Annotated in this window: 19 protein-coding genes; 10 read left to right on the plus strand and 9 right to left on the minus strand. The window is 58.0% G+C overall.

Translation table 11 applies throughout. The features are described from left to right. Positions 1-70 precede the first annotated feature (70 nt). The 6 genes from GOV85_RS16615 to GOV85_RS16640 all read left to right on the plus strand — a co-directional run bounded on the left by GOV85_RS16615 (position 71) and on the right by GOV85_RS16640 (position 9,082). Entirely contained in the window at positions 71-1,531 is a 1,461-nt protein-coding gene (locus GOV85_RS16615; RefSeq protein WP_171180166.1) for a PLP-dependent aminotransferase family protein, read from the plus strand. 123 nt (positions 1,532-1,654) lie between these two features. Further along, positions 1,655-3,430: a sulfoacetaldehyde acetyltransferase gene (gene xsc, locus GOV85_RS16620; RefSeq protein WP_171180169.1), complete on the plus strand. Its 1,776-nt coding sequence runs from the start codon at positions 1,655-1,657 to the stop codon at positions 3,428-3,430. A gap of 21 nt (positions 3,431-3,451) precedes the next feature. Continuing rightward, the gene (gene pta / locus GOV85_RS16625) at positions 3,452-4,459 is read left to right on the plus strand and encodes a phosphate acetyltransferase (protein ID WP_171180170.1); all 1,008 of its coding nucleotides are present in this window, start codon (positions 3,452-3,454) and stop codon (positions 4,457-4,459) included. 90 nt (positions 4,460-4,549) lie between these two features. Continuing rightward, the gene (locus tag GOV85_RS16630; RefSeq protein WP_171180173.1) at positions 4,550-7,369 is read left to right on the plus strand and encodes a molybdopterin oxidoreductase family protein; all 2,820 of its coding nucleotides are present in this window, start codon (positions 4,550-4,552) and stop codon (positions 7,367-7,369) included. Between the two features lie 91 nt (positions 7,370-7,460). Continuing rightward, entirely contained in the window at positions 7,461-8,210 is a 750-nt protein-coding gene (locus GOV85_RS16635) for a 4Fe-4S dicluster domain-containing protein (protein WP_171180175.1), read from the plus strand. After that, a complete protein-coding gene (locus GOV85_RS16640; RefSeq protein ID WP_171180177.1) occupies positions 8,210-9,082 on the plus strand; it encodes a DmsC/YnfH family molybdoenzyme membrane anchor subunit in 873 nt (290 codons plus the stop codon). Before GOV85_RS16635 ends, GOV85_RS16640 begins: the two co-directional genes overlap by 1 nt. 133 nt (positions 9,083-9,215) lie before the next feature. Here the strand turns inward: GOV85_RS16640 and dapA are convergent, their stop codons facing one another. Continuing rightward, the gene (gene dapA, locus GOV85_RS16645; RefSeq protein WP_171180179.1) at positions 9,216-10,088 is read right to left on the minus strand and encodes a 4-hydroxy-tetrahydrodipicolinate synthase; all 873 of its coding nucleotides are present in this window, start codon (positions 10,086-10,088) and stop codon (positions 9,216-9,218) included. Positions 10,089-10,222: 134 nt separating this feature from the next. On the opposite strand from dapA, the gene GOV85_RS16650 reads away from it, so the two are divergent. Beyond that, positions 10,223-12,196 carry a lytic transglycosylase domain-containing protein gene (locus GOV85_RS16650; RefSeq protein ID WP_171180181.1) on the plus strand — a complete coding sequence of 658 codons (1,974 nt, stop codon included), beginning with the start codon at positions 10,223-10,225 and terminating at the stop codon, positions 12,194-12,196. On the opposite strand, the gene GOV85_RS16655 is transcribed toward GOV85_RS16650, so the two are convergent. Together GOV85_RS16655 and mnmD are read right to left on the minus strand one after the other, a co-directional pair. Beyond that, a complete protein-coding gene (locus GOV85_RS16655) occupies positions 12,170-13,039 on the minus strand; it encodes a DMT family transporter (protein ID WP_171180183.1) in 870 nt (289 codons plus the stop codon). The two genes, GOV85_RS16650 and GOV85_RS16655, sit on opposite strands and share 27 nt — an antisense overlap. Beyond that, positions 13,036-13,701: a tRNA (5-methylaminomethyl-2-thiouridine)(34)-methyltransferase MnmD gene (gene mnmD / locus GOV85_RS16660; protein ID WP_171180184.1), complete on the minus strand. Its 666-nt coding sequence runs from the start codon at positions 13,699-13,701 to the stop codon at positions 13,036-13,038. The genes GOV85_RS16655 and mnmD overlap by 4 nt, the downstream gene beginning before the upstream one ends. A gap of 55 nt (positions 13,702-13,756) precedes the next feature. On the opposite strand from mnmD, the gene GOV85_RS16665 reads away from it, so the two are divergent. Beyond that, positions 13,757-14,791 carry an FAD-binding oxidoreductase gene (locus tag GOV85_RS16665; protein WP_171180186.1) on the plus strand — a complete coding sequence of 345 codons (1,035 nt, stop codon included), beginning with the start codon at positions 13,757-13,759 and terminating at the stop codon, positions 14,789-14,791. 92 nt (positions 14,792-14,883) lie between these two features. Here GOV85_RS16665 and GOV85_RS16670 read toward each other — a convergent pair whose 3' ends face one another. From GOV85_RS16670 to GOV85_RS16680, 3 genes are all read right to left on the minus strand, one after another. Next, positions 14,884-15,426: an NADPH-dependent FMN reductase gene (locus GOV85_RS16670; RefSeq protein ID WP_171180188.1), complete on the minus strand. Its 543-nt coding sequence runs from the start codon at positions 15,424-15,426 to the stop codon at positions 14,884-14,886. A gap of 132 nt (positions 15,427-15,558) precedes the next feature. Continuing rightward, positions 15,559-16,230, minus strand: a complete 672-nt coding sequence (locus GOV85_RS16675) for an OmpA family protein (RefSeq protein WP_171180190.1) — start codon at positions 16,228-16,230, stop codon at positions 15,559-15,561. Between the two features lie 134 nt (positions 16,231-16,364). Further along, on the minus strand, positions 16,365-17,012 hold the full coding sequence (locus tag GOV85_RS16680; RefSeq protein ID WP_171180192.1) for an RluA family pseudouridine synthase: 648 nt from the start codon (positions 17,010-17,012) through the stop codon (positions 16,365-16,367). A gap of 92 nt (positions 17,013-17,104) precedes the next feature. On the opposite strand from GOV85_RS16680, the gene GOV85_RS16685 reads away from it, so the two are divergent. Together GOV85_RS16685 and GOV85_RS16690 are read left to right on the plus strand one after the other, a co-directional pair. Beyond that, the gene (locus tag GOV85_RS16685; protein WP_171180195.1) at positions 17,105-17,515 is read left to right on the plus strand and encodes a nuclear transport factor 2 family protein; all 411 of its coding nucleotides are present in this window, start codon (positions 17,105-17,107) and stop codon (positions 17,513-17,515) included. 2 nt (positions 17,516-17,517) lie between these two features. Continuing rightward, positions 17,518-18,228, plus strand: coding sequence for an SGNH/GDSL hydrolase family protein (locus GOV85_RS16690; protein WP_171180197.1), 711 nt, complete (start codon positions 17,518-17,520; stop codon positions 18,226-18,228). Here GOV85_RS16690 and rarD read toward each other — a convergent pair. From rarD to GOV85_RS16705, 3 genes are all read right to left on the minus strand, one after another. Next, positions 18,219-19,124 carry an EamA family transporter RarD gene (rarD, locus tag GOV85_RS16695; RefSeq protein ID WP_171180199.1) on the minus strand — a complete coding sequence of 302 codons (906 nt, stop codon included), beginning with the start codon at positions 19,122-19,124 and terminating at the stop codon, positions 18,219-18,221. The two genes, GOV85_RS16690 and rarD, sit on opposite strands and share 10 nt — an antisense overlap. Before the next feature lie 265 nt (positions 19,125-19,389). After that, a complete protein-coding gene (locus GOV85_RS16700; protein WP_171180202.1) occupies positions 19,390-21,843 on the minus strand; it encodes an FAD-dependent oxidoreductase in 2,454 nt (817 codons plus the stop codon). Positions 21,844-21,933: 90 nt separating this feature from the next. After that, on the minus strand, positions 21,934-22,911 hold the full coding sequence (locus GOV85_RS16705; RefSeq protein ID WP_171180203.1) for a GlxA family transcriptional regulator: 978 nt from the start codon (positions 22,909-22,911) through the stop codon (positions 21,934-21,936). Positions 22,912-22,915: the final 4 nt, after the last annotated feature.

The raw sequence follows: 22,915 nt of genomic DNA on the forward strand, positions 1-22,915 counted from the left end.
GGCCCGGAAAATACGTCGCGCCCATGTAAGTCCAGATTGCACACCCCTTAAGTCCACCCTATAAGCAAGCATGGGGATTTCGGTTGATACATTCTTTCTTGAGCTCAACGGTCAGGGCACGCTGCAGGCTCAGATCCAGCAGATGATTGCCGAGGGCATCTTGTCAGGACGCTTTCACGTAGGAGAAAAGCTACCCTCCTCGCGTAAACTGGCCGCCCACCTTGGCGTCAGTCGAATCACGGTAACGCTGGCCTATACAGAGTTGCTGGCGAATGACTACCTGACTGCTAAGGGACGATCTGGATACTACGTTTCGCATAACGCTCCTGTCCCACCCAAATACTCTCCTGTCCAGCGCGGCACAGAATCCGTTGACTGGGACAAAGCACTGGCGCGTCGTTTTCTGGACCGCAACGTACTGCCAAAACCCAGCGACTGGCGCGAGTACCGCTATCCGTTCATTTACGGACAGGCTGACCGGACTTTGTTTGATCACGCCAACTGGCGCTTGTGCGCCGTGCGCGCGTTGGGACACAAGGACTTCGATTCACTAACCGGTGATTACGTGGATCAGGATGACCCTCTTCTGGTCGAGTTCATCGCCCGCCACACCCTTCCCAGGCGCGGCATTACCGCCCGCCCCGAAGAAATACTGATCACGTTGGGCGCGCAGAACGCGCTCTGGCTGGCGTCGCGAATCTTGCTGACTCACAATCGTTCCGCCGTGATTGAAGACCCCTGCTACTACGCGCTCCGGAGCCTACTGAACCATTGGGACTGCGCGGTTACGCCCTTGAGTGTCGATCAAAACGGGCTTCCGCCTGAGGCGATCCCTGACGACGCCGATGTCATCTTTACGACTCCCAGCCATCAAAGCCCGACCACCGCGACAATGCCAATCGAGCGCCGCAACCAACTGCTGGATCGAGCCCACGAACTGGATGCGATGGTTGTCGAAGATGACTACGAGTTTGAAATGGCTTTTCGAGGTGCGCCGTCCCCAGCACTCAAATCCATGGATCGGGATGGGCGCGTGATTTATGTCGGCAGTTTTTCCAAGTCGCTGTTCCCCGGTTTGCGACTTGGATATATGGTCGGCTCTGAACCTTTTATCCGTGAAGCACGTGCACTTCGGTCATTGGTCCTGCGTCACCCGCCTGGTCACATACAGCGTACAGCAGCATATTTTCTATCACTGGGTCACTACGACGCGCAGATCCGGCGCATGTCCAAAGCTTTGCAAGAGCGGCGTACGGCAATGAACTCAGCCATAGAAGAAAGCGGGCTGACCGTGGCCGGACGTGGCGTGATTGGCGGGTCCTCAATGTGGATGTCAGCACCCGAACAAGTAGACACGACCCAACTTGCATTAAAGCTGCAATCCCAAGGTGTTCATATTGAACCAGGCGCGCCATTTTTCTCCGGGCGGAACAGACCTCAGAACTTCTACCGCCTCGGTTACTCCTCGATCTCGACCGAGCGCATCGCGCCGGGCGTCAAACTGATCGCAGACGCCATTCGGACTGCCTAAGCGGCATCTGGACCTAATCTGGCTTTCGTTTTGGCCCTAACGCCAGTCGCGGCCATACGCCAAAACCTTATCAAACCCCGGGCAATCTGCCCGGTTTCACCCACTTGTTTGGAGAGCACTCACATGAAGATGACGACCGAAGAAGCCTTTGTTAAGGTTCTGCAGATGCACGGGATCGAACATGCGTTCGGTATTATTGGCTCGGCAATGATGCCGATTTCGGATCTGTTCCCGAAAGCTGGAATCAACTTCTGGGATTGCGCCCACGAAGGTTCAGGCGGCATGATGGCAGACGGCTACACCCGCGCCACTGGCAAAATGTCGATGATGATCGCGCAGAACGGCCCTGGCATCACCAACTTTGTCACCGCTGTTAAGACCGCCTACTGGAACCACACTCCGGTTCTGCTGGTCACTCCGCAGGCAGCCAACAAGACCATCGGTCAAGGCGGCTTCCAGGAGATGGAGCAGATGCGCATGTTCGCAGACTGTGTTGCTTACCAGGAAGAAGTGCGTGACCCCTCGCGCGTTGCCGAAGTTCTGAACCGCGTGATCATGAACGCCAAGCGCGCCAGCGCACCGGCGCAGCTGAACATCCCGCGCGACATGTGGACCCAGGTTGTAGACATCGAGCTGCCCAAGATCGTGGAATTCGAACGTCCCGCAGGCGGTGAAGATGCGGTTGCGGCAGCTGCAGAAATGCTTTCGAACGCCAAGAACCCGGTCATCCTGAACGGTGCCGGTGTTGTTCTGGCCGAAGGTGGCATCGAAGCTTCGAAAGCCCTGGCCGAGCGTCTGGACGCCCCGGTCTGCGTTGGCTACCAGCACAACGACGCCTTCCCCGGCAACCACCCGCTGTTTGCTGGCCCGCTGGGCTATAACGGCTCGAAAGCCGGTATGGAGCTGATCTCGGAAGCAGACGTTGTTCTGGCTCTGGGAACGCGTCTGAACCCGTTCTCGACCCTGCCCGGCTACGGCATCAACTATTGGCCGGCAGACGCGAAGATCATTCAGGTCGACATCAACCCTGACCGTATCGGCCTCACCAAAGACGTCAGCGTCGGCATCATCGGTGACGCAGCCAAAGTGGCCACCGGCATCCTGTCTCGCCTGAGCGAAACTGCAGGTGACGAAGGCCGTCAAGAGCGTAAGGACCGTATCGCCCAGAAGAAATCCGCATGGGCACAGGAACTGACCTCGATGACCCACGAAGACGACGATCCGGGCACCACCTGGAACGAGCGTGCACGTGCTGCCAAGCCTGACTGGATGAGCCCCCGCATGGCATGGCGCGCAATCCAGGCCGCGCTGCCGAAAGAGGCGATCATCTCGTCCGACATCGGCAACAACTGCGCCATCGGCAACGCCTACCCGTCCTTCGAAGAAGGCCGCAAGTACCTGGCCCCTGGCCTGTTCGGCCCCTGTGGCTACGGTCTGCCTGCCATCGTTGGCGCGAAAATCGGCCAGCCAGACGTTCCTGTTGTCGGCTTTGCTGGTGACGGTGCATTCGGTATCGCCGTGAACGAACTGACCGCCATTGGCCGTTCGGAATGGCCCGCAGTGACTCAGATCGTTTTCCGCAACTACCAGTGGGGTGCGGAAAAGCGGAACTCGACCCTGTGGTTCGATGACAACTTCGTCGGCACCGAGCTGGACACTCAGGTTTCCTATGCCGGTATCGCCAAGGCCTGTGGACTGAAAGGCGTTGTCGCTCGCACTCAGGAAGAGCTGACCGATGCGCTGAACCAGGCGATTGAAGACCAGAAAAACGGCATCACCACTCTGATCGAAGCTCTGATCAACCAAGAACTGGGTGAGCCCTTCCGCCGTGACGCGATGAAAAAGCCTGTAGCTGTTGCCGGTATCGACGCCGACGACATGCGCGAGCAAGCCGTCTAAGCAGAACAGGAGCCAGCGCGCATGACCCAAACACCAATCGAGCTGTTGCGTCAGCGCGCCCCGGCCACCCGTCCTGTGATTTCTTTATGCGAAGGCAGTGATCCCCGCGTTGTTGCGGGGGCGCTTGCCGCCCAAAAGGCCGATCTGGCCGATGTTATTCTGGTTGGCCCGCAAGCCGAAGTCGAAGCAGCCCTGAAAGACCAAGGTGCTGCTCCTTCACAGAACGTTGCGGTGCATGACCCTGCAACCTCGGATCTGACCGAGGAGTTTACCCAAACATTTTACGAATTGCGCAAACACAAGGGCGTCGACTTGGCCAAGGCTCGCGCTGCCGTTGAAACAGCGCCGGTCTATGCCGCCATGCTGGTGCGCAGCGGGCGCGCCACCGGAACGGTTGGCGGTGCAGTGCACACCACCGGCGATATTGTCCGTGCTGCAATTCAGGTCATCGGAATGGCCCCCGATGCAGGAATGGTTTCGTCATTTTTTCTGATGTACCCTCCGGAAAATGCCCAACCCGACGCACGGGCTATGCTTTATTCAGACTGCGGTCTGGTCATCAATCCGTCTGCTTCTGAATTGAGCAAAATCGCCATCGCCTCGGCCGCTTCGGCAAAGACTCTTCTTCAGATCGATCCCAAAATCGCAATGCTCAGTTTTTCGACGAAAGGCAGCGCCAAACACCCGGACGTGGACAAGGTGATCGAAGCCACGGACACTTTACGTCAGACCGCACCTGATCTGTCCGTCGACGGAGAATTGCAGTTTGACGCCGCTTTTGTTCCTTCGGTCGGCGAACGCAAATCCCCCGGATCATCCGTCGCCGGTCAGGCCAACGTGATGATTTTCCCCAATCTCGATGCGGGCAATATCGGCTACAAGATCACTCAAAGACTGGGAGGTTACACCGCGATTGGTCCTGTGCTTCAGGGGCTGGCCCAACCGGCCAACGATCTTTCGCGCGGATGCTCCGCCGAGGATGTGACTCAAATGATCGCTGTGACCTGCCTGCAAGCCAAAAAGACGTAACGCACTTATTCGCACCGTTTTTCGGAACAGTGTTCTCAAATTGGGAAGAAACTGACACATTCTTCCCAACCCAACCGACAGGACCCGCCAATGACCCATCAGCAGCCGATCCTTGATACATCTCCGAAAGTTTCGGACGAGGTGCGCAAGACCACGTGCTATATGTGTGCCTGCCGCTGCGGCATCAACGTGCACATGAAAGACGGCAAAGTCGCCTATATCGAGGGCAACCGGGATCACCCCGTCAACAAAGGCGTCCTGTGCGCCAAAGGCTCTGCGGGGATCATGCAGGTCAACGCGCCGTCGCGGCTGCGGGCGCCGCTGAAACGCGTTGGCCCGCGCGGCTCGGGTGAGTTCGAGGAAATCAGCTGGGATGAAGCGCTGGAACTTGCCGTCAGCTGGTTGAAGCCGATCCGCGAGGACAATCCTGAAAAGCTGGCCTTCTTCACCGGCCGCGACCAGAGCCAAAGTTTCACCAGTTTCTGGGCACAAAATTTTGGCACATGTAATTACGCAGCGCATGGCGGTTTCTGCTCCGTAAACATGGCTGCGGGTGGCATCTATACGATGGGCGGCGCGTTCTGGGAATTCGGACAACCCGACTGGGACCACACCAAGCTGTTCATGTTGTTTGGCGTGGCGGAAGACCACGATTCAAACCCGATCAAAATAGGTATCGGCAAAATCAAGGCTCGAGGTGCGCGGGTCATCGGTGTCAACCCGATCCGCTCGGGCTATAACGCCGTGGCGGATGACTGGGTCGGCATCACACCGGGCACCGATGGGCTGTTCATCCTGTCTATGATTCACGTGTTGATGAAAGCAGGCAAGATCGACCTCGACTACCTCAGCCGCTACACCAACGCACCGGTACTGATCGACGCGTCCGAAGGCGCGACCAAGGGTTTGTTCCTGCGGGATGAGGATGGCAAACCGCTTGTCATCGACCGCGTCACCGGTGAATTGACTGCCTTTGACAAGCCCGGTGTTCGCCCGGACTTGTCGGCCACTTACGAAAAAGACGGCGTCACCCACCGCCCGGTCTTCCACCTGATGGCCGAACGGTATCTCAGCGATGAATATGCCCCCGAGAATGTCGCCGATCAGTGCGGCATCCCGGCCCAGCGTATCCGTGCCATCGCAGGTGAACTGGCCCGCGTCGCCTTCGACGAAGCGTTCGAGTTGGATCACGAATGGACCGATTTCCGCGGTGAAAAACACACCAAGATGATCGGCCGGCCCGTCGCCATGCACTCGATGCGCGGCGTCTCGGCCCATGCCAACGGTTTCCAAACCTGCCGCGCGCTGCATGTGCTTCAGATCCTGCTGGGCACGGTCGAGGTTCCCGGCGGCTTTCGCTTCAAACCGCCCTACCCCAAACCGGTCGAGGCGCACCCGAAACCACATTGCAAGGTTACTCCGAACTCACCGCTGGACGGCCCGCATCTGGGCTTTGTTCAAGGACCTGATGATCTGGCACTCAAGGCTGATGGCAGCCCGGCGAGGATCGACAAGGCGTTTACATGGGAAAACCCGATGTCCAGCCACGGGCTGATGCATATGGTGATCTCGAACGCCCACGCAGGTGATCCCTACAAGATCGATACGCTTTTCATGTACATGGCCAACATGTCGTGGAACTCGACCATGAACACCAAGGGCGTCATGGAGATGTTGACCGACAAGGATGAGAACGGCGATTACGTGATCCCGCGCATCATCTACTCCGATGCCTACAGTTCGGAAATGGTGGCTTATGCCGACCTGATCCTGCCAGATACCACCTATCTGGAACGCCACGATTGTATCTCACTGCTTGACCGCCCCATCTGCGAGGCCGAAGCCGCCGCAGACGCGATCCGCTGGCCTGTAATCGAACCTGATCGCGACGTACGCGGGTTCCAGTCGGTGCTGATCGATCTGGCCAACCGCATGGGCCTGCCCGGCTTCACCAATGAAGACGGCAGTGCCAAGTGGACGGACTATGCCGATTACATCGTGAACCACGAACGCAAACCGGGCATCGGCCCGCTGGCTGGGTTCCGGGGCGAGAACGGCGACAAGGAAGGTCGGGGCGAGGTCAACCCGGACCAGTTGAACCGCTACATCGAAAACGGCGGCTTCTACGTGGCCCACATCCCTCAGGGTGCGGATTATTACAAGCCGTGGAACACTGCCTATCAGGACTGGGCCGTAGACATGGGCATCTATGACAGCCCGCAACCCTACCTGTTCCAGCTTTATTCCGAACCGATGCGCAAATTCCAGCTGGCCGCCGAAGGCCATGGCGAACGTCAACCGCCGGATCATCTGCGCGCGCGCATAAAAGAGACGCTGGACCCGATGCCCATCTGGTACGAAACCGATCAGACTGGCAACGAGGGCTTCACCGTCAATGCCCTGACCCAACGCCCGATGGCGATGTATCACAGCTGGGGCACCCAGAACGCCTGGCTGCGCCAATTGCACGGGCGCAACCCGCTCTACGTGCCGACCAAGCTGATGCGCGAGCACGGGCTGCAGGACGGCGATTGGGCCAAGGTGACGTCTCCGCACGGAGAGATCACGGTCCCGGTCATGGAAATGGCGGCACTGAACGACAACACCGTCTGGACCTGGAACGCCATCGGCAAACGCAAAGGCGCTTGGGCCCTGCAGGAGGACGCGCCCGAAGCCACCAAGGGTTTCCTGCTGAACCACCTGATCCACGAGCTTCTGCCAGCAAAGGGCGACGGTTTGCGCTGGGCCAATTCCGACCCGATCACCGGTCAGGCCGCTTGGTTTGACCTCAAAGTCAAACTCGAAAAGGCCGCACCGCCTTCAGATGCAGAAAGCCAGCCGGAATTTGCACCGATCAAATCACCAGTTGGCCAAGGTCCGAAAGACCTGGCGTGGAAGGTGGGAAAATGACCCGATCCGCTTTTCATCTGGCCCAAAATACCTCGGGGTCTGGGGCTGAGCCCCAGCCCGCCCTCACAACAATCGCGGAGGCAAGGCAGTCATGACCCAGCTCCCCACATCCACCGAGCGCAAGATGGGTCTGGTCATTGACCTGGACACCTGCGTGGGCTGCCACGCCTGCGTGATCTCGTGCAAAGGCTGGAACACCGAAAACTACGGCGCGCCTCTGTCCGACCAGGACGCCTATGGCGCCAACCCCTCGGGCACGTTCCTGAACCGGGTGCATTCGTACGAAGTGCAACCTGCGGAAGGTCACGCTCAGTTGATCCACTTCCCTAAGTCGTGCCTGCATTGCGAAGATGCGCCCTGCGTCACCGTCTGCCCGACTGGTGCCAGCTATAAGCGTGTTGAAGACGGCATCGTTTTGGTGAACGAAAGCGACTGCATCGGCTGCGGCCTCTGCGCTTGGTCGTGCCCTTACGGCGCGCGCGAGCTGGATCAGGCCGAAGGCGTCATGAAAAAATGTACGCTCTGCGTTGACCGAATCTATAACGAAAACCTGCCAGAGGTGGATCGTGTCCCTTCTTGTGTACGCACCTGCCCCGCTGGTGCTCGGCACTTTGGCGATCTGGGCGATCCTGACAGCGACGTCAGCAAGCTGGTTGCAGACCGGGGTGGCATGGATCTGATGCCCGAAATGGGCACCAAACCCGTTAACAAATACCTGCCGCCGCGCCCCAAGGATACGGTTGAAGACCAAATCGACATATTGGCACCCCTGTTGGCGCCGGTCGCTGAAGAACCCAAAGGTTTCCTCGGCTGGCTCGACAAGACGCTGGAGAAACTCTGATGCATCCTGCACCCTCCGTCATTATCTTCACCACTTTGTCCGGACTGGGTTTTGGCCTGTTGGTCTTCCTGGGCCTCGGGTTTCCAGCCGTCTCGGGCTGGATAGCTTTTGTCTTCTTTGCTATCGCCTATGCGTTGGCTGTCGGCGGGCTGATGGCATCAACGTTCCATCTGGGCCACCCGGAGCGCGCTTGGAAAGCCTTTACCCAATGGAAGACCAGTTGGCTCAGCCGCGAAGGCTGGTGCGCTGTTCTGGCCCTGATTTTCATGGGCCTCTACGCGCTTGGTCTGGTATTTCTGGATCAGAAGTGGAGCCTTTTGGGCTTGATCGGTGCGCTGTTCTCGCTGGCAACTGTTTTCACCACGTCGATGATCTACACACAGCTCAAAACCATCCCGCGCTGGAACATGAACCTGACCCCAGTGATGTTCCTTAGCTTTAGCTTGGCGGGTGGTGCATTGCTGGCTGGTCAAACAAGCGTTGCTATTCCACTGCTTCTGATCGCCGCGCTTGTACAGATCTTGTACTGGCGCAAAGGGGATCAGGCGTTTACATCCTCGGGAACCGATCTGGGCACCGCGACTGGTCTTGGCGCGCGCGGATCCGTCCGCGCCTTTGAACCACCGCATACCGGAACCAACTATCTGCTGCGGGAATTTGTGCACGTAGTCGGTCGCAAACATGCCGAGAAGCTGCGGATCATCTCGTTTGTTCTGGCCTTTTTGCTGCCGGTGTTGCTGCTGGTTTTACCATTCAATCACGTCTTCGCGTTGCTGGCCGTAGCGTCGCATCTGGCGGGTGTGGCGACGTCACGCTGGTTGTTCTTTGCGCAAGCAGAACATGTCGTAGGGCTATACTACGGGAAACGTTAAAGGGGGCTCTGCCCCCGACGCGGCAAGCCGCGCCTCCCCCGAGGTATTTATAGCCAGATGAAGTCTGGACCCGTAAAATGAAAAGGGCGGCTCTCGTGCTTCGAGGCCGCCCTTTTGTCATCTCGGGTCCATCTTAGATCAGGCTGGCATGTGCCATTGCGGCTTCAATTGCGGCCTTGGTGCTGTCCTCAAGCTCGGTCAAAGGTGAACGGACCTCGGTGCTGCAGAGACCAAGTTTGCTGAGTGCGTATTTGGCGCCAACAAGGCCCGGCTCGATAAAGATGGCTTCGTGCAGCGGCATCAACTTGTCCTGATAGGCCAGCGCTTTTGCATAGTCCCCGGTCAGTGTGGCCTGTTGGAACTCGGCACAGAGCCTGGGGGCTACGTTTGCGGTGACCGAGATGCAGCCAACACCGCCATGAGCATTGAAACCAAGCGCCGTCGCATCTTCACCGGAAAGCTGGCAGAAATCTGAGCCACAGGTCGCGCGCTGTTGGCTGACACGGGCCAGATCGCCCGTGGCGTCTTTGACTCCAACGATGCGTGGCAGCTTCGACAACTCACCCATTGTAGAGGGTGTCATATCGACAACGGACCGTCCGGGAATGTTGTAGATGATGATCGGAATATTCGCAGCTTCGTGCAGAGCCTGAAAATGTGCGATCAGGCCGTTTTGGGTCGGCTTGTTGTAATAGGGGGTGACGACCAGCGCTGCGTCCGCGCCGACCTTTTCGGCGAACTGCACGAACCGAATAGCCTCGACCGTATTGTTCGATCCGGCCCCGGCGATGACCGGAACGCGGCCCGCCGCTGTTTTCACAACCTCTTCGATCACCGTTTCATGCTCATCATGGCTGAGCGTGGGGCTCTCGCCCGTGGTTCCGACCGGCACCAGACCGGTCGAGCCTTCGGTGATCTGCCAATCCACAAGGTGTTTGAGCGTCTTCAGGTCCAACTCGCCGTTATTGAACGGGGTGACGAGGGCTGGCATTGAGCCTTTGAACATGACACGCTCCTTTAAGGTGCAATTTGCGGTTTTTGCGCCTCGGTCCCTCACGTTTCCAGCTTTGTGAGTTGATCCCGGCGACGCACGGTTTATCCTCACAGGCTCTATCCTCGGTTGGTTGGGAAATGCAAGGGATGACACGCTTTCTGGCATTGTTGATTGCTGTGATTGTGTATTCAGTGACGGCACCGCAGCTTGCGCGGGCGGATGCCGCAGGTGATTTGCGCGCAGGTCTTTATGAAATGCGCAAGGGCGACTGGAACGCCGCGCTGCGTGTGTCTGGCCAGCGCGGGTCCGTATCGCGCGATATCATCGTCTGGCACTGGCTGCGCGAAGGGTTCGGCAGCTCGGGCGATGTGCTGGTGTTTCTTGAACGCCGTCCGGACTGGCCCGGACTTGCATGGTTGCGCCGCAAAAGCGAACCGGTCTTTACCGGCGCCGATCCTGACAGGGTATTGAAGTTTTATTCTGACATGCCCCCTCAGACTGCTGAAGGTGCTTTGAACTATGCAATCGCTCTGAAAGCAAAGGGGCGCGTCGGAGACGCCGAAGCGGATATCGTCACCGCGTGGCGGACCATGCCGATGGGTTCGGGGTTGCAGAAGACGTATCTGGAAAACTTTGCGAAGCTGTTGAAACCGCATCACACCGCACGTTTGGACCGAATGTTGTGGGATGGTCATCTGGTCAGTTCCGGCCAAATGCTGTCGCTGGTCAATGCCGATCAGCGCAAGTTGGCAGAGGCGCGGATCGCCTTGCAAAAGCGCCAGCCTGGTGTGGACAGCAAAGTCGCGGCGGTTCCGAAATCGCTAAAGGATGCGCCTGGGCTTGCCTTTGATCGGTTTGTCTGGCGGGACAGGAAGGAACTGGATGACAGTGCCATTGACCTTATGCTGGCGCGTTCGACTGGCCCGGATGCCTTGGGCGAACCCGACAAATGGGCCGAAGGGCGCCGCCGTCTGGCACGGCTTGAGATGCGGTCTGGACGATTGGCACGAGCTTACGACGTCGCCGCCAATCACCACATGACACCTGAAATGGGCTATGGATATGCGGATCTGGAGTGGCTGGCAGGGTTTCTGGCGCTGCGTAAGCTGAATGACCCAGCCACGGCTGTACGGCATTTCCAAAACTTCTCGGACGCGGTCCGATCCCCAATCTCGAAGGGGCGCGGCGGCTATTGGCTTGGGCGGGCTTATGCTGCGTTGGGGGATGCGGACAAAGCATATGACGCGTATGCCGCAGGGGCCGACTACCAGACTTCGTTCTACGGCTTGCTTGCTGCGGAACAGATAGGAAGGCCGTTTGACACAGAGCTGGCCAACCCACGCCGCGCACCGCATTGGCGGCAGGCAGAATTTGCCGATTCCAGTGTTTTGGAAGCAGGCTTGCTGCTGCTGAAGGCCGGAGAGGCGAACCTGTCCGAGAGGTTCCTGACCCATCTGGTTGAAAGCCTTGATCCGGTACAGGCCAATCAACTTGGCGACTTGGTCATCGAGCTGAAACAGCCGCACCTGGCGGTTATGATCGCCAAGCGGGCAGCGACCACAGGCACTGTTTTGCCCGCAGCATATTACCCGATGCATCCGGTGGCCGATATGCGCCTGCCTATGGCCAAGGAAATGACGCTGGCGATTGCGCGACGCGAAAGCGAGTTTGATCCTGTCGTCATTAGTGGCGCGGGAGCGCGCGGCCTGATGCAGGTGATGCCTGCAACAGCCAAGCTGGTCGCAGGTGAGCTGGGCATTCTCAGTGGCCACAAAACCGGCCGATTGACCACGGATTGGCAGTACAACGCCAAGCTGGGGGCCAACTACCTTTCTGGACTGGCCGCTGATTTCAACGGCAACGTAGTGATGATGGCGGCCGGGTACAACGCGGGGCCAAGGCGACCGATCTCGTGGATGGAACGTTTTGGCGACCCCCGCGCGGGCCAGATCGATATCGTCGACTGGATCGAGACAATTCCGTTCAGTGAAACCCGCAACTACGTGATGCGCGTGACCGAAAGCCTGCCGGTTTACCGGGCCCGATTGGGGCAGCCCGCGCTTCCGGTCCCGTTCTCGCAGGAGCTGATCGGATCATCTCTGGCGGCGTTCGCGCCATAAGGTGAACAGCCCTGCGGCCACAACAATTGCTGCGCCTACGACAACTTCGGGGCGCAGCATCTCGCCAAAGACCGAGATCCCCAGAATCGCGCTCCAGACCAGATGGAAATAGGCGAAGGGCTGCACCGCGCTGGCCTCGGCCATCTCGTAGCACTTGATCAGCAACCAGTGCCCGGATGCACCACTTACACACAGCAACGCCATCCAGCCCCAGTCGGCGGGGACCATCGGCTCCCAAAACCACATACCGACCAGAGTCATTGCAACTGCGCCTGAGACGCCGGTCCAGAAAAAGCTGGTGGCTGTGCTGTCCTGACGCGCGGCATAACGTGTCAACAAGGCGTAGATCGCAAACATCAGGGCGGAAATCAGGGGAATGATCGCCCATGGGTCAAATACCCCAACGCCGGGCTGCAAAATGATCAGAACGCCGATACACCCCACTCCAATCGCGCTCCACCGCCGCCATCCGACTTGTTCGCCCAGAACCGGCCCGCTGAGTGCGGCGACAAGCAAAGGATAACATATGAAAATGGCCATGCTGTCGATCAGTCCAAGCACAGTGAAGCCGAAGACCGCGACGCAGATCTCTGCGGCCAACAACACGCCCCGGGTGATCTGCAGACCCAACTGATTTGTTTGCGTCGCGGCCCTCAAACCGCCTGCAGAGCGCGCGGCTATCGCTATGACAAACGCCGCGAAGAACCAATAGCGGATCATAACCACCATGTAGGTGTTGTAGGTCCCGGCCAAATGGCGCGAGATTCCGTCCTGTAGGGCAAAGACAATTGTCGCGCCCACCATTAAGGCGATGCCTGCGCCAACGTTGTTCTTTTGTGTCATGCTTTGAATGCCCGCGTCATATGTCGCTTGCGGCCATAGCCGGGCGCGCGGGTGATGTCGAACCCGGCATCCTCCAACCCTCGGCGCACAAAGCCTGCGGCGGTATATGTGGCGGCGGTCCCCTCTGTAACGGTGTGGTTTGCAACCTCCTGCATCAGGTCTGCACCCCATAGTTCCGGATTCTTGGCGGGCGAAAACCCGTCAAGAAACCAGGCATCTGCTATTCCGGCCCATTTCGGCAAAGTCTCACGAGCATCTCCGATGATCAGCTCAAACGCGAGGGTTTCAAGCGTGCAATCGCGGCCCGTCCAATGCGCAAGAAACCGGCTGCTCCACGCTTGCAATTCGGGAAAGGCTTCAAGCGCACGCTGCATATCTTTCGCGGCCATGGGAAAAGCTTCGAAACTGGTAAACCGCAAGGGTCCTGTTTGACCTGATTTCTCCCACTCAGACCAAACGGTCAGCAGATTCAGGCCCGTGCCAAAACCCAGCTCGGCAATGTGAAATCCAGGTGTGAAGCGCGCAGGCAAATCATTGCCAGCCAAAAACACGTGTCGCGTCTCTTCCAGCCCGTTCTGCAGCGAATAATAGGGATCATCGAAACGATCCGAGACCGGTATCTGATCCTCGGTCCAAGTCAATTTGGCACGCTGGTCTGCCATCGGGGAATCCTGTAGCTAAGCGGCGCGACACTGAACAAGGAAAAGGGAATTGGCAATGGTCGATGTTACAGTTCGCGGTGCAGGCATTTTCGGCCTGTCCATTGCCTGGACCTGCGCCCGGCGCGGCGCGAAAGTGCAGGTTGTCGATCCATTCGGCCCCGGAGCCGGCTCCAGCGGCGGTCTGGTCGGCGCATTGGCCCCGCATGTACCTGAAAACTGGAACGCCAAGAAAGCCTTTCAGTTCGAAAGCCTGATCATGGCTGAAGCTTTCTGGCGGCAAGTCGAAGAAACCGGCGGCGTTTCCTCCGGTTATGGTCGGTTGGGTCGCCTTCAACCCATCTCGGATACCCGCAGCCTTGACCTTGCGCGGCAGCGCGAAGGTACGGCAGATAGACTTTGGCAAGGTCAGGCCGAATGGCGCGTGATCACCACCGCGCAAGCTGGAGCGTGGTGCCCGCCCAGCCCCACCGGATTTGTCATCCGGGACACTCTGACCGCACGGATGCACCCCCGGCGAGCCTGCGCCGCGCTTGTTGCCGCCCTTGAGGTTATGGGCGTTCACGTTGTCAATGATGCGGAAAACAAAGGACAGGTTGTACACGCAACTGGCCTTGCCGGGTTAAAAGAGCTCAACGATGCCTACGGCAAGACCGTTGGCAACGGCGTCAAAGGGCAAGCTGCCCTGTTGCGCTTTGACGCGGGTGAGGTCCCGCAGCTCTTTGCCGATGCTATACATATTGTGCCCCACGCGGACGGAACACTGGCGATCGGATCAACCTCGGAGCGGGAGTATGACGATCCGACCAGCACAGACAGCGCTCTGGACGACGTGATTGACCGCGCCACGCGTGCCCTGCCGCTGCTGCACGGGGCCGAGGTAATAGAACGCTGGGCTGGTGTCCGCCCCCGCAGTAAAAGCCGCGCGCCAATGCTGGGCGCACATCTATTGCATCAGGGGCAGTTCATCGCAAATGGCGGGTTCAAGATCGGGTTTGGCATGGCCCCCAAGATCGCCGAGGTCATGGCTGATCTGATGCTGGAAAACCGGGATGAAATCCCCGAAGATTTCCGACCCGACGCCTCATTGTAATCGATGCACTCTACGAGATGGACGCATATACCCAACACCACCCTTTGAGGCTAGCCAGCCCGAACGTGCCATGCCCAATACGCGAGCCAGTTTCAAAAACCAGCCTCGGCACGGAGTTTCTGCATCAGTTTGTGCAGTGACTTTTCATAGCGGTCAGAGGCCAGTTTTCCGTGCTCGTCAAACTCGTTCGAACTGTTCGCCAGATGGATTTCAGGCCCCTGCAGAATGCGTGGCTGAAAGGGCACCATAAACGACCGCAGGATCATCTGTGCCCGCTCACCGCCTGCACGACCCGCTGCCGCCGACATGACCGCAACCGGTTTGTCGGCCCAAGGGTTACCCTGAGTGCGGCTGACCCAGTCCAGCGCGTTCTTCAGAACGCCAGATGGACCCTTATTGTACTCCGGCGTCGAGATAATTACCGCGTCAGCCTGTGCGATTTGATCTGCCAGAGACTGCACCGCTGCCGGTATGCCCTCACCCTCTTCCAGATCCCCGTCATAAAGGGGCAAGTTCAGGTCTGCTTCGACAAAGTGGGCCGGATCAAACAACCGGGCCGCTTCCCGCAAAAGCTTGCGGTTGGTCGCATCCTGACGCAGGGATCCAGACAGACCAAGGAGAGTGGGTTGAGACATCTAGGGGAACTCCATTTCTGTGATTTCTGGAAAACTAGCCCGAGTTGGACCTGTTCCAAACCCCATTTGACGCACAGTCAATGCGCAAACGGGGCCGCCAAAGGCGACCCCGTGCAAAATGTTTAATCCGCGTTACGCGTTTCCGCTGGGCACAACAACGATTTCAACCCGCCTGTTTTGCGCCTTGCCTTCCGGTGTCAGGTTCGATGCCACAGGATTGTTCTCGCCCTGACCGATTGTTGTGATGCGATTATAGCTGACACCATTAGCCTGCAGGACATCCGCAACCGCATTGGCGCGACGTTCAGACAGCCCTTGATTGTAACCCGCGTCACCGTCGCTGTCTGTGTGACCGATGATCTGCACGTTCGAATTGGGGTAATTGACCAGATTTTGACCCACTTTCACCAGATCAGATCGTAGCGCCGGGCGCACGGTCGAACTGTCGGTGTCAAAGGTAATATCGTTAGGAACAGTCACAATCAGCCGGTCACCCGCATTAACGATGGTGATCCCGTCATTTGCCAATTGCTGACGCAGCTCTGCCGCCTGTTTGTCCAGCTGGTTGCCGATCAGACCGCCACCAGCAGCGCCAATTGCGGCCCCTGCCAGCGCGCCCAGACCGGGGTTCGAGTTGTTGGCAATCGCCCCTATGCCCGCCCCGACAAGACCGCCCAGAACGGCGCCTTGCTTGGTATTTTGGTTTGGATCGCTTTGCACCGACAACGTACCTGGATCTGTGCAAGCCGACAGAACAAGAACCGAACTCAGCCCCGTGGCCAGAATAAACTTGGAAATCGTCATGATATCACCTTCTGCTCAAACACCCGTTTGTCAGGTGCGTTTGGTTTTCCCCAGTATATCACGGCCAGGGTGTTGGGTCTCAAGCAACAATCCAGTGAGATCGGCAATTAGCCGCCAACTGGGATGCGAATTCTTCAAAAATCGGCCCCGGCACGAAATTTCATTGAAACCCCGCCTTCTGGGTGTTTCAGGCGCAGTTCTTCCGAATGCAGCATCAGCCTTGGGAAATCCGCCGCCGCACCCGTTGCATAAAACGGGTCACCCAGAATCGGATGACCCAGCGCCTGCATATGAACCCGCAACTGATGAGACCGTCCGGTTTTGGGAAACAGGCGCACACGCGTTGTTTCGCCCTCATGTTTTACAACGCGCCAATCGGTGAGCGCAGGCTTTCCGGTGTCATGGCAGACCATTTGTCGGGGCCGGTTGGGCCAGTCCACAATCAAAGGCAGGTCCACTGTGCCGGTCTTTGGCTCCAAGCGCCCCCAGACACGAGCGACGTAGGTTTTGCGTGTCTGACGCTGTTCGAACTGCATACTCAGGTTGCGCTGTGCATGGGGCGTTTGGGCAAAAACCATGACACCGGATGTATCCCGGTCCAGCCGATGCACCAGCAATGCCTGGGGAAAAGCCGCCTGCACCCGCGTCAGAAGACAATCCGCCAGATGTTCACCACGCCCCGGCACCGAAAGCAGGCCAGACGGTTTGTTCACCACAATGAGTTGCGCGTCTTCGTGCAAGATATCCAGCGGGGTTTGAGGGGGGTCATAGGTCTCGCTCATGCGGGCCTGCCTATCGCAGCCCGTGACCTCCCGCAACGTCGTCCTTGCCTGTGACCAGAAGTTCAGTGACCTTCTGCGCAGGAGGAAACGACATGCACCCGACCATCGAACGAATGCAAGAGGTTGTCGCCAAAGGCGATGAATCCCTGATCCACGCGCTGTTGGCCGAGGACGTTCAGTTCCTGCCCCCGACCTATTACAGCACCTGGACCGGGCGTGCGCCTGTGACCGCCGTTCTGGGACATGTTGGTCAGGTGTTTTCAGACTTCCGCTATCGCCGCATCATGGGCGAAGGAAAAGACTGGGCGTTGGAATTCCAGTGCAAGGTCGGCGATCTTGACGGGATCGGGGTGGATCTGATCACGCTGAACGACGAAGGCTTGATTCAGACCTTCGAGGTCGTGATGCGCCCTTACAAAACAGTGGGTGCGTTACGAGAAGCGATGATGGCGCGCGTGATGACCGACGCACGCTTTCTTAAGTTCAAAGACGCCCTGAGCTGACTATGCGCGGTTTGATTGCAGCCGATCAGGTCCTGCGCATTCCCCTGCTGCCGGTTTTGGCGGCACAGGGTCTTTCTGTGCGCCGCAACGCTCAGATGTTGCCTGAACCGGCTGGTCCGCGAACGGGCAGATCAGGTCGCGGACCACGCCTGCGCCTGCTCATCTGCGGCGACAGCTCGGCTGCTGGCGTTGGGGCCGGAACCCAAGCGCAGGCTCTGTCAGGGCAGCTGGTTGACCGGCTGGCCAAACACTATTCGGTCGAGTGGCAATTGAAAGCGGCCACGGGGCACACAACACTGGACACACTCGACCGCCTGAAAAGCGTGCAGGGGGAGTTCGACGCAGTTGTCACGGCCTTAGGCGTCAATGATGTGACCCGCGCCGTTACATCCCGACAATTTGCGCACCGCCAAACGCAGCTTATCAATGCTTTGTCCAACGATCTGGGAGCGCGACGCATTGTCGTAACCGGAGTTCCACAAATGAACAGGTTCCCGGCCTTGTCCCATCCTTTGGCCTGGGTCCTTGGCCGTCAGGCGGCCCGGCTGGATCAGGCGCTGCAGCAGGTTGTGTCCGCTCACCCCCATGTCTGGCATCTGAAACTCGATCTGCCGGATGACCCGGCGCTTGCTGCCCCGGACGGCTATCATCCCAGTCCACACGCCTACGCCCTTTGGGCAGACGCCGCAGCGCAACTGTTGCGTCAGGCCTGAGCCCGCGCCTGCCGGATCATCGGGATCGAATAGACAATCAACGCCGCCCAGATTAGCGGGAAAGCGATCATCCGACCGGTGTCGATCTTTTCGCCAAACACAGTGATTGCCGTCACAAAGATCATGGTCGGCGCGATGTACTGCAGGATACCCATCGTGGACAGCCGCACCAGCTTGGCACCGTTTGCATAAACCAGCAGCGGCACGGCCGTCACGATTCCGGCGCAGGACAACAGCAAGGTATCGGAAAGAGCCACGCCAAATTTTCCCGTACCCAGCACACCCAGAAATGTGACGTAGACCAAAGCCGGGATCAAAAGGATCAGCACCTCAAGCAAGAATCCTTGATTGGGTCCAATTGGCAGAGATCGTTTGAAAAAAGCGTAAAATCCCCAGCTGACCATTAGACCAAGCGCAGCCCAAGGTAGTCGACCCGCTTCCAGGACCAAAACCAACACACCCAAAGCGGCCAGACCTACGGCCACCAATTGCGTCCGCGTCAATGGCTCGCGCAACAAAATCGCGCCAAGCGCGATGCTGAAAAGCGGGTTGATATAGTATCCCAGGGCTGCATCCAACGCGTGCCCAGTCGAAATCGCCCAAACATAAATCGCCCAGTTCACCGAGATCAGCGCTGCCGTCAATGCAGCCATCCCCAACATCTTCGGATTGGTCAGAGCCGCCTTAAGGTCCCTAGTGCGCCCGAGAATAACCAACAGCAACCCGGCCACCGGAACCGACCAAATAATGCGATGGGCCACAACCTCAACCGGCCCGATATGGTCCAGCGCTTTCAGGTAAAGCGGCAGAAACCCCCACAAAACATAGGCGGTAACCGCAAGCGCAAGGCCCTTCGGGGTATCTGCATTCTGAGAAGCAGGAGGCGTGTTTGCCACAGTAAGTCTCCGGTAAGTACCGGACACACTTACGGCAGTTCAGGTCAACTTGAAAACTCTGAAAACCGTGAAGTCGTACATAACGAATAGTGATGGGTCGATCTCAGACGTCGCTTGGAAACCCATGTTAGTGCAGCGAGGCGCTGCCTCGCGCTCCGAGGTATTTTTAGGCCAGATGAACAAGGGATCCTACATTCATCTGGCCCCAAATACCTCGGGGGAGTCGCCCGAGAAGGGCGGCGGGGGCAGTGCCCCCTCGCCATTGTCAGACTTTCACGCGCTCGGATTTTGGGTCGTACATCGGCTTAAGCGAAGCTTCTGCTCTAACCTTCACCCCACAGACATCGATCTCATAAGTGGATGCCAGAACGTCCGCAGCCTTTTCGCCTTCGCATGGGACATAACCCAGACCAATGGCACCGCCCAATGTGTGGCCATAGTTGCCCGAACTCAGATAGCCCACATATTCGCCATCGCGGACAATTGGTTCGTTGTGGAACAGCAGCGGTTCAGCGTCTGTTAACTTGAACTGCACCAACCGGTTCTTGGGGCCACTTTCCTTGCGGGCAATCACGGCTTCCCGACCGATGAAGTCGCTGCCCTTGTCCACCTTGACGGCAAAGCCAAGACCCGCATCCACCACATGATCCTCGCAGGTGATGTCGTGCCCGAAATGGCGGAAGCCTTTTTCGATACGGGCGCTGTCCATCATGTGCATCCCGCACAGCTTCAGCCCCATATCCTGTCCGGCCTCGTGGAGGGTTTCGAATACATGGCCTGCCATGTCCGCAGAAACATAGATCTCCCATCCAAGCTCGCCCACATAGGTGACGCGATGCGCACGCGCCAGGCCCATTCCGATCTCAATCTCCTGCGCAGTGCCGAAGGGGTTGGCCGCGTTGGTGAAATCGTTGGGCGACACTTTCTCGAGCAGAGCACGCGAGTTGGGCCCCATAACGGCCAAAACACCCTCACCTGCTGTGACATCGGTGATCACGACGTTGAAATCGCCCGCGTGGCGCATCATCCAGGTTTGATCTGCCAGACGTGTCGCGGCAGGAGTCACGACCAGATATGCGGTTTCGCTCAGGCGTGTGACAGTCACATCGGCTTCGATCCCGCCGGCACGGTTCAGAAACTGCGTGTAGACAATCTTGCCATTAGGTACCGAGTAGTCGCCACCACCGATATAGTTCATGAACTTTTCGGCGTCGGGACCTTCGACGCGGACCTTGCCGAAAGACGACATGTCATACATGCCGACATTTTCGCGCACGGCGCGGTGTTCAGCAGCCGAGTTCTTGAACCAGTTCTGACGCTTCCAGCTATACTGGTATGCGCGCTCTTGCCCTTCACCCGCGAACCAGTTGGCGCGCTCCCAACCAGCCAACTCGCCCATGACAGCACCCTGTTCCAAAAGGTGGTGGTGGAACGGCGTTCGACGCACACCGCGCGCAGTGGCTTTTTGACGATAGGGGAAGTGGTCGGCATACAGCAGCCCCAGCGTCTCTTTCGAGCGTTCGAAGAGGTACTTTTTATTGCCCTGGAACGGCTGCATCCGGCTGATGTCCACATCGCCCAGATCAAAGGGTTTCTCGCCTGTGTCCATCCATTCAGCCAGCGCCATACCCGCGCCACCGGCAGACTGAATACCGATCGAGTTGAAGCCCGCAGCGACCCATACATTATCCATCTCGGGCGCAAGGCCTAAATGATAGGCATCGTCAGGTGTGAACGATTCCGGGCCGTTGAAGAAAGTGTGGATACCGGCTTCGGCCAGCATCGGCATCCGCTCACACGCAGCTTCGAGGATCGGCTCAAAATGGTCGAAGTCTTCGGGGAGTTGATCGAATTCGAACGTGTCCGGGATGCCGTCCATTGCCCACGGTTTCGCGTTGGGTTCGAACGCGCCCAGCAGGATTTTACCTGCATCTTCTTTGTAATACGCGCATTCGTCAGGCACACGCAGCACTGGCAGTTGGGTCAGACCGTCGATATTTTCGGTCACGATATAGAAATGCTCGCACGCATGAAGCGGCACGTTGGTACCCGCCATGCGGCCTACCTCGTGGCCCCACATCCCGGCGCAGTTCACCACCATGTCGCATTCGATATGGCCCGAAGCGCTGCCGTCATCCGCGACCCAATCCACCCCGGTGACAGAACGGCCCTGCTTGACGATGTCAGTGACTTTAACCCGTTCCTTCACGACGGCGCCGCGTTGCCGTGCACCTTTGGCCAGCGCCAGTGCGATATTGGCGGGATCACCCTGGCCGTCCAGCGGCAGGTAAACGGCCCCTTTGACGCCATCGAGATTGATATGCGGATACAGCTCCTGAACGCGTTCGTTCGAGATTTCTTCGACCTCGACACCAAAGGCGCGCGCCATGGCCGCCTGACGGTAAATCTCTTCCTTGCGCTCGTCGGTCAAAGCCACGGTGATTGATCCACAGCGTTTGAAGCCCGTGGCAACGCCGGTTTCTTCTTCCAGAGATCCGTAAAGTTCCTGGCTGTATTTCGCCAGCTTGGTCATGTTCGCAGTGGCACGCAGTTGTGCGATCAAACCCGCCGCGTGCCATGTGGTACCGCTGGTTAGCTGTTTTCGTTCCAGAAGAACAACATCCTTCCAGCCCTTTTTGGTCAGGTGATAGGCAACAGAACATCCGATGACACCGCCGCCAATTATGACCACGCGGGCCTTGCTGGGAAGATCAACCATGATGACGACTCCGATAGTGTTTGGTCTGCGGAAGGATGCCATAGGAGGTCGACAGGAAATGCACCAAAAACGTCACCAAATTCGTGAAAATCATCTTTGGTTGGTCTGACGCCTGTCCCGCCTCATGACAAACGGAGTAACCCCGAAGAAGCTCTTGTAAACAGAAGAAAATCCGTTTGGAAACCCACAAGCCATACCGACTTCGCGCACGCTCATCGTGGTGTTCATAAGCAAGTTGTTGGCCTTTGCCAGACGCATTTCACGATAAAACCCATTGGGCGTGGTGCCCAAAAAGGATTTGAACTTACGCTCCAACGACCGATTCGACAGGTTCAGATCCTCGACAATCTGCTGGATGGGCAGCGGATCTTCGATGTTCTCTTGCATCAGTTTGATGCACTGATCCAGTTTTGCATCTCCGGTGGCCGAGGTTTTTGCCCCGGAAAACGGCTGCATGGAAGAAAAGTCGCGAATCTGCTCATGCAGCATGATATCCGCGACGGTCATTTTCGCCGGCCCCGAGATGTGCCGCCCGATGACAGCCAGTGCGATGTCCGCAGTCGCACCCATGCCCGCACATGTGACCACAGGTCCGTTCTCTGTGGCAATCAGAAGTTTCGCCTCAAACCGGGCGCCGCGCTCGCGCAGGAAAGAGGCATTTTCCCAATGGGTTGCCAGGTCTTCGGTGCCTTTTTCATCTATGTAACGGCTGGCGGCTTCAGACAGCAGAAAAACCTGTGCACCACGGTACGTATAATCCGAGACAGTGCGCCCAAGCGACAGGTCGGGTTGATCCGGGTCGGAATTGCCGATGACAAATAGATAGTCCGCCTTGGGCTGCTGCGGCACAATTGAGGTCGAAACAACCGCGTCACTGCTGCTGGCCACATCGCCACCGCGCAGCGACCGGTACGAATATGTGAAAGGTGGAGAAGCACAAACACGGTTCGCCACACGCAGAACATCCACCAGCGAGGCTAGCTCAAGCAGCACAAAACCGGGCGCGACCAGTATGTCGAAATGCTGGATCGTCTGCTTTGGGCTTCTCTGTGTCGCTTCTGCTGTCATCTGT

This window comes from Ruegeria sp. HKCCA4633, assembly GCF_013034605.1.
In the GTDB taxonomy this organism is placed as follows: Bacteria; Pseudomonadota; Alphaproteobacteria; order Rhodobacterales; family Rhodobacteraceae; genus Ruegeria.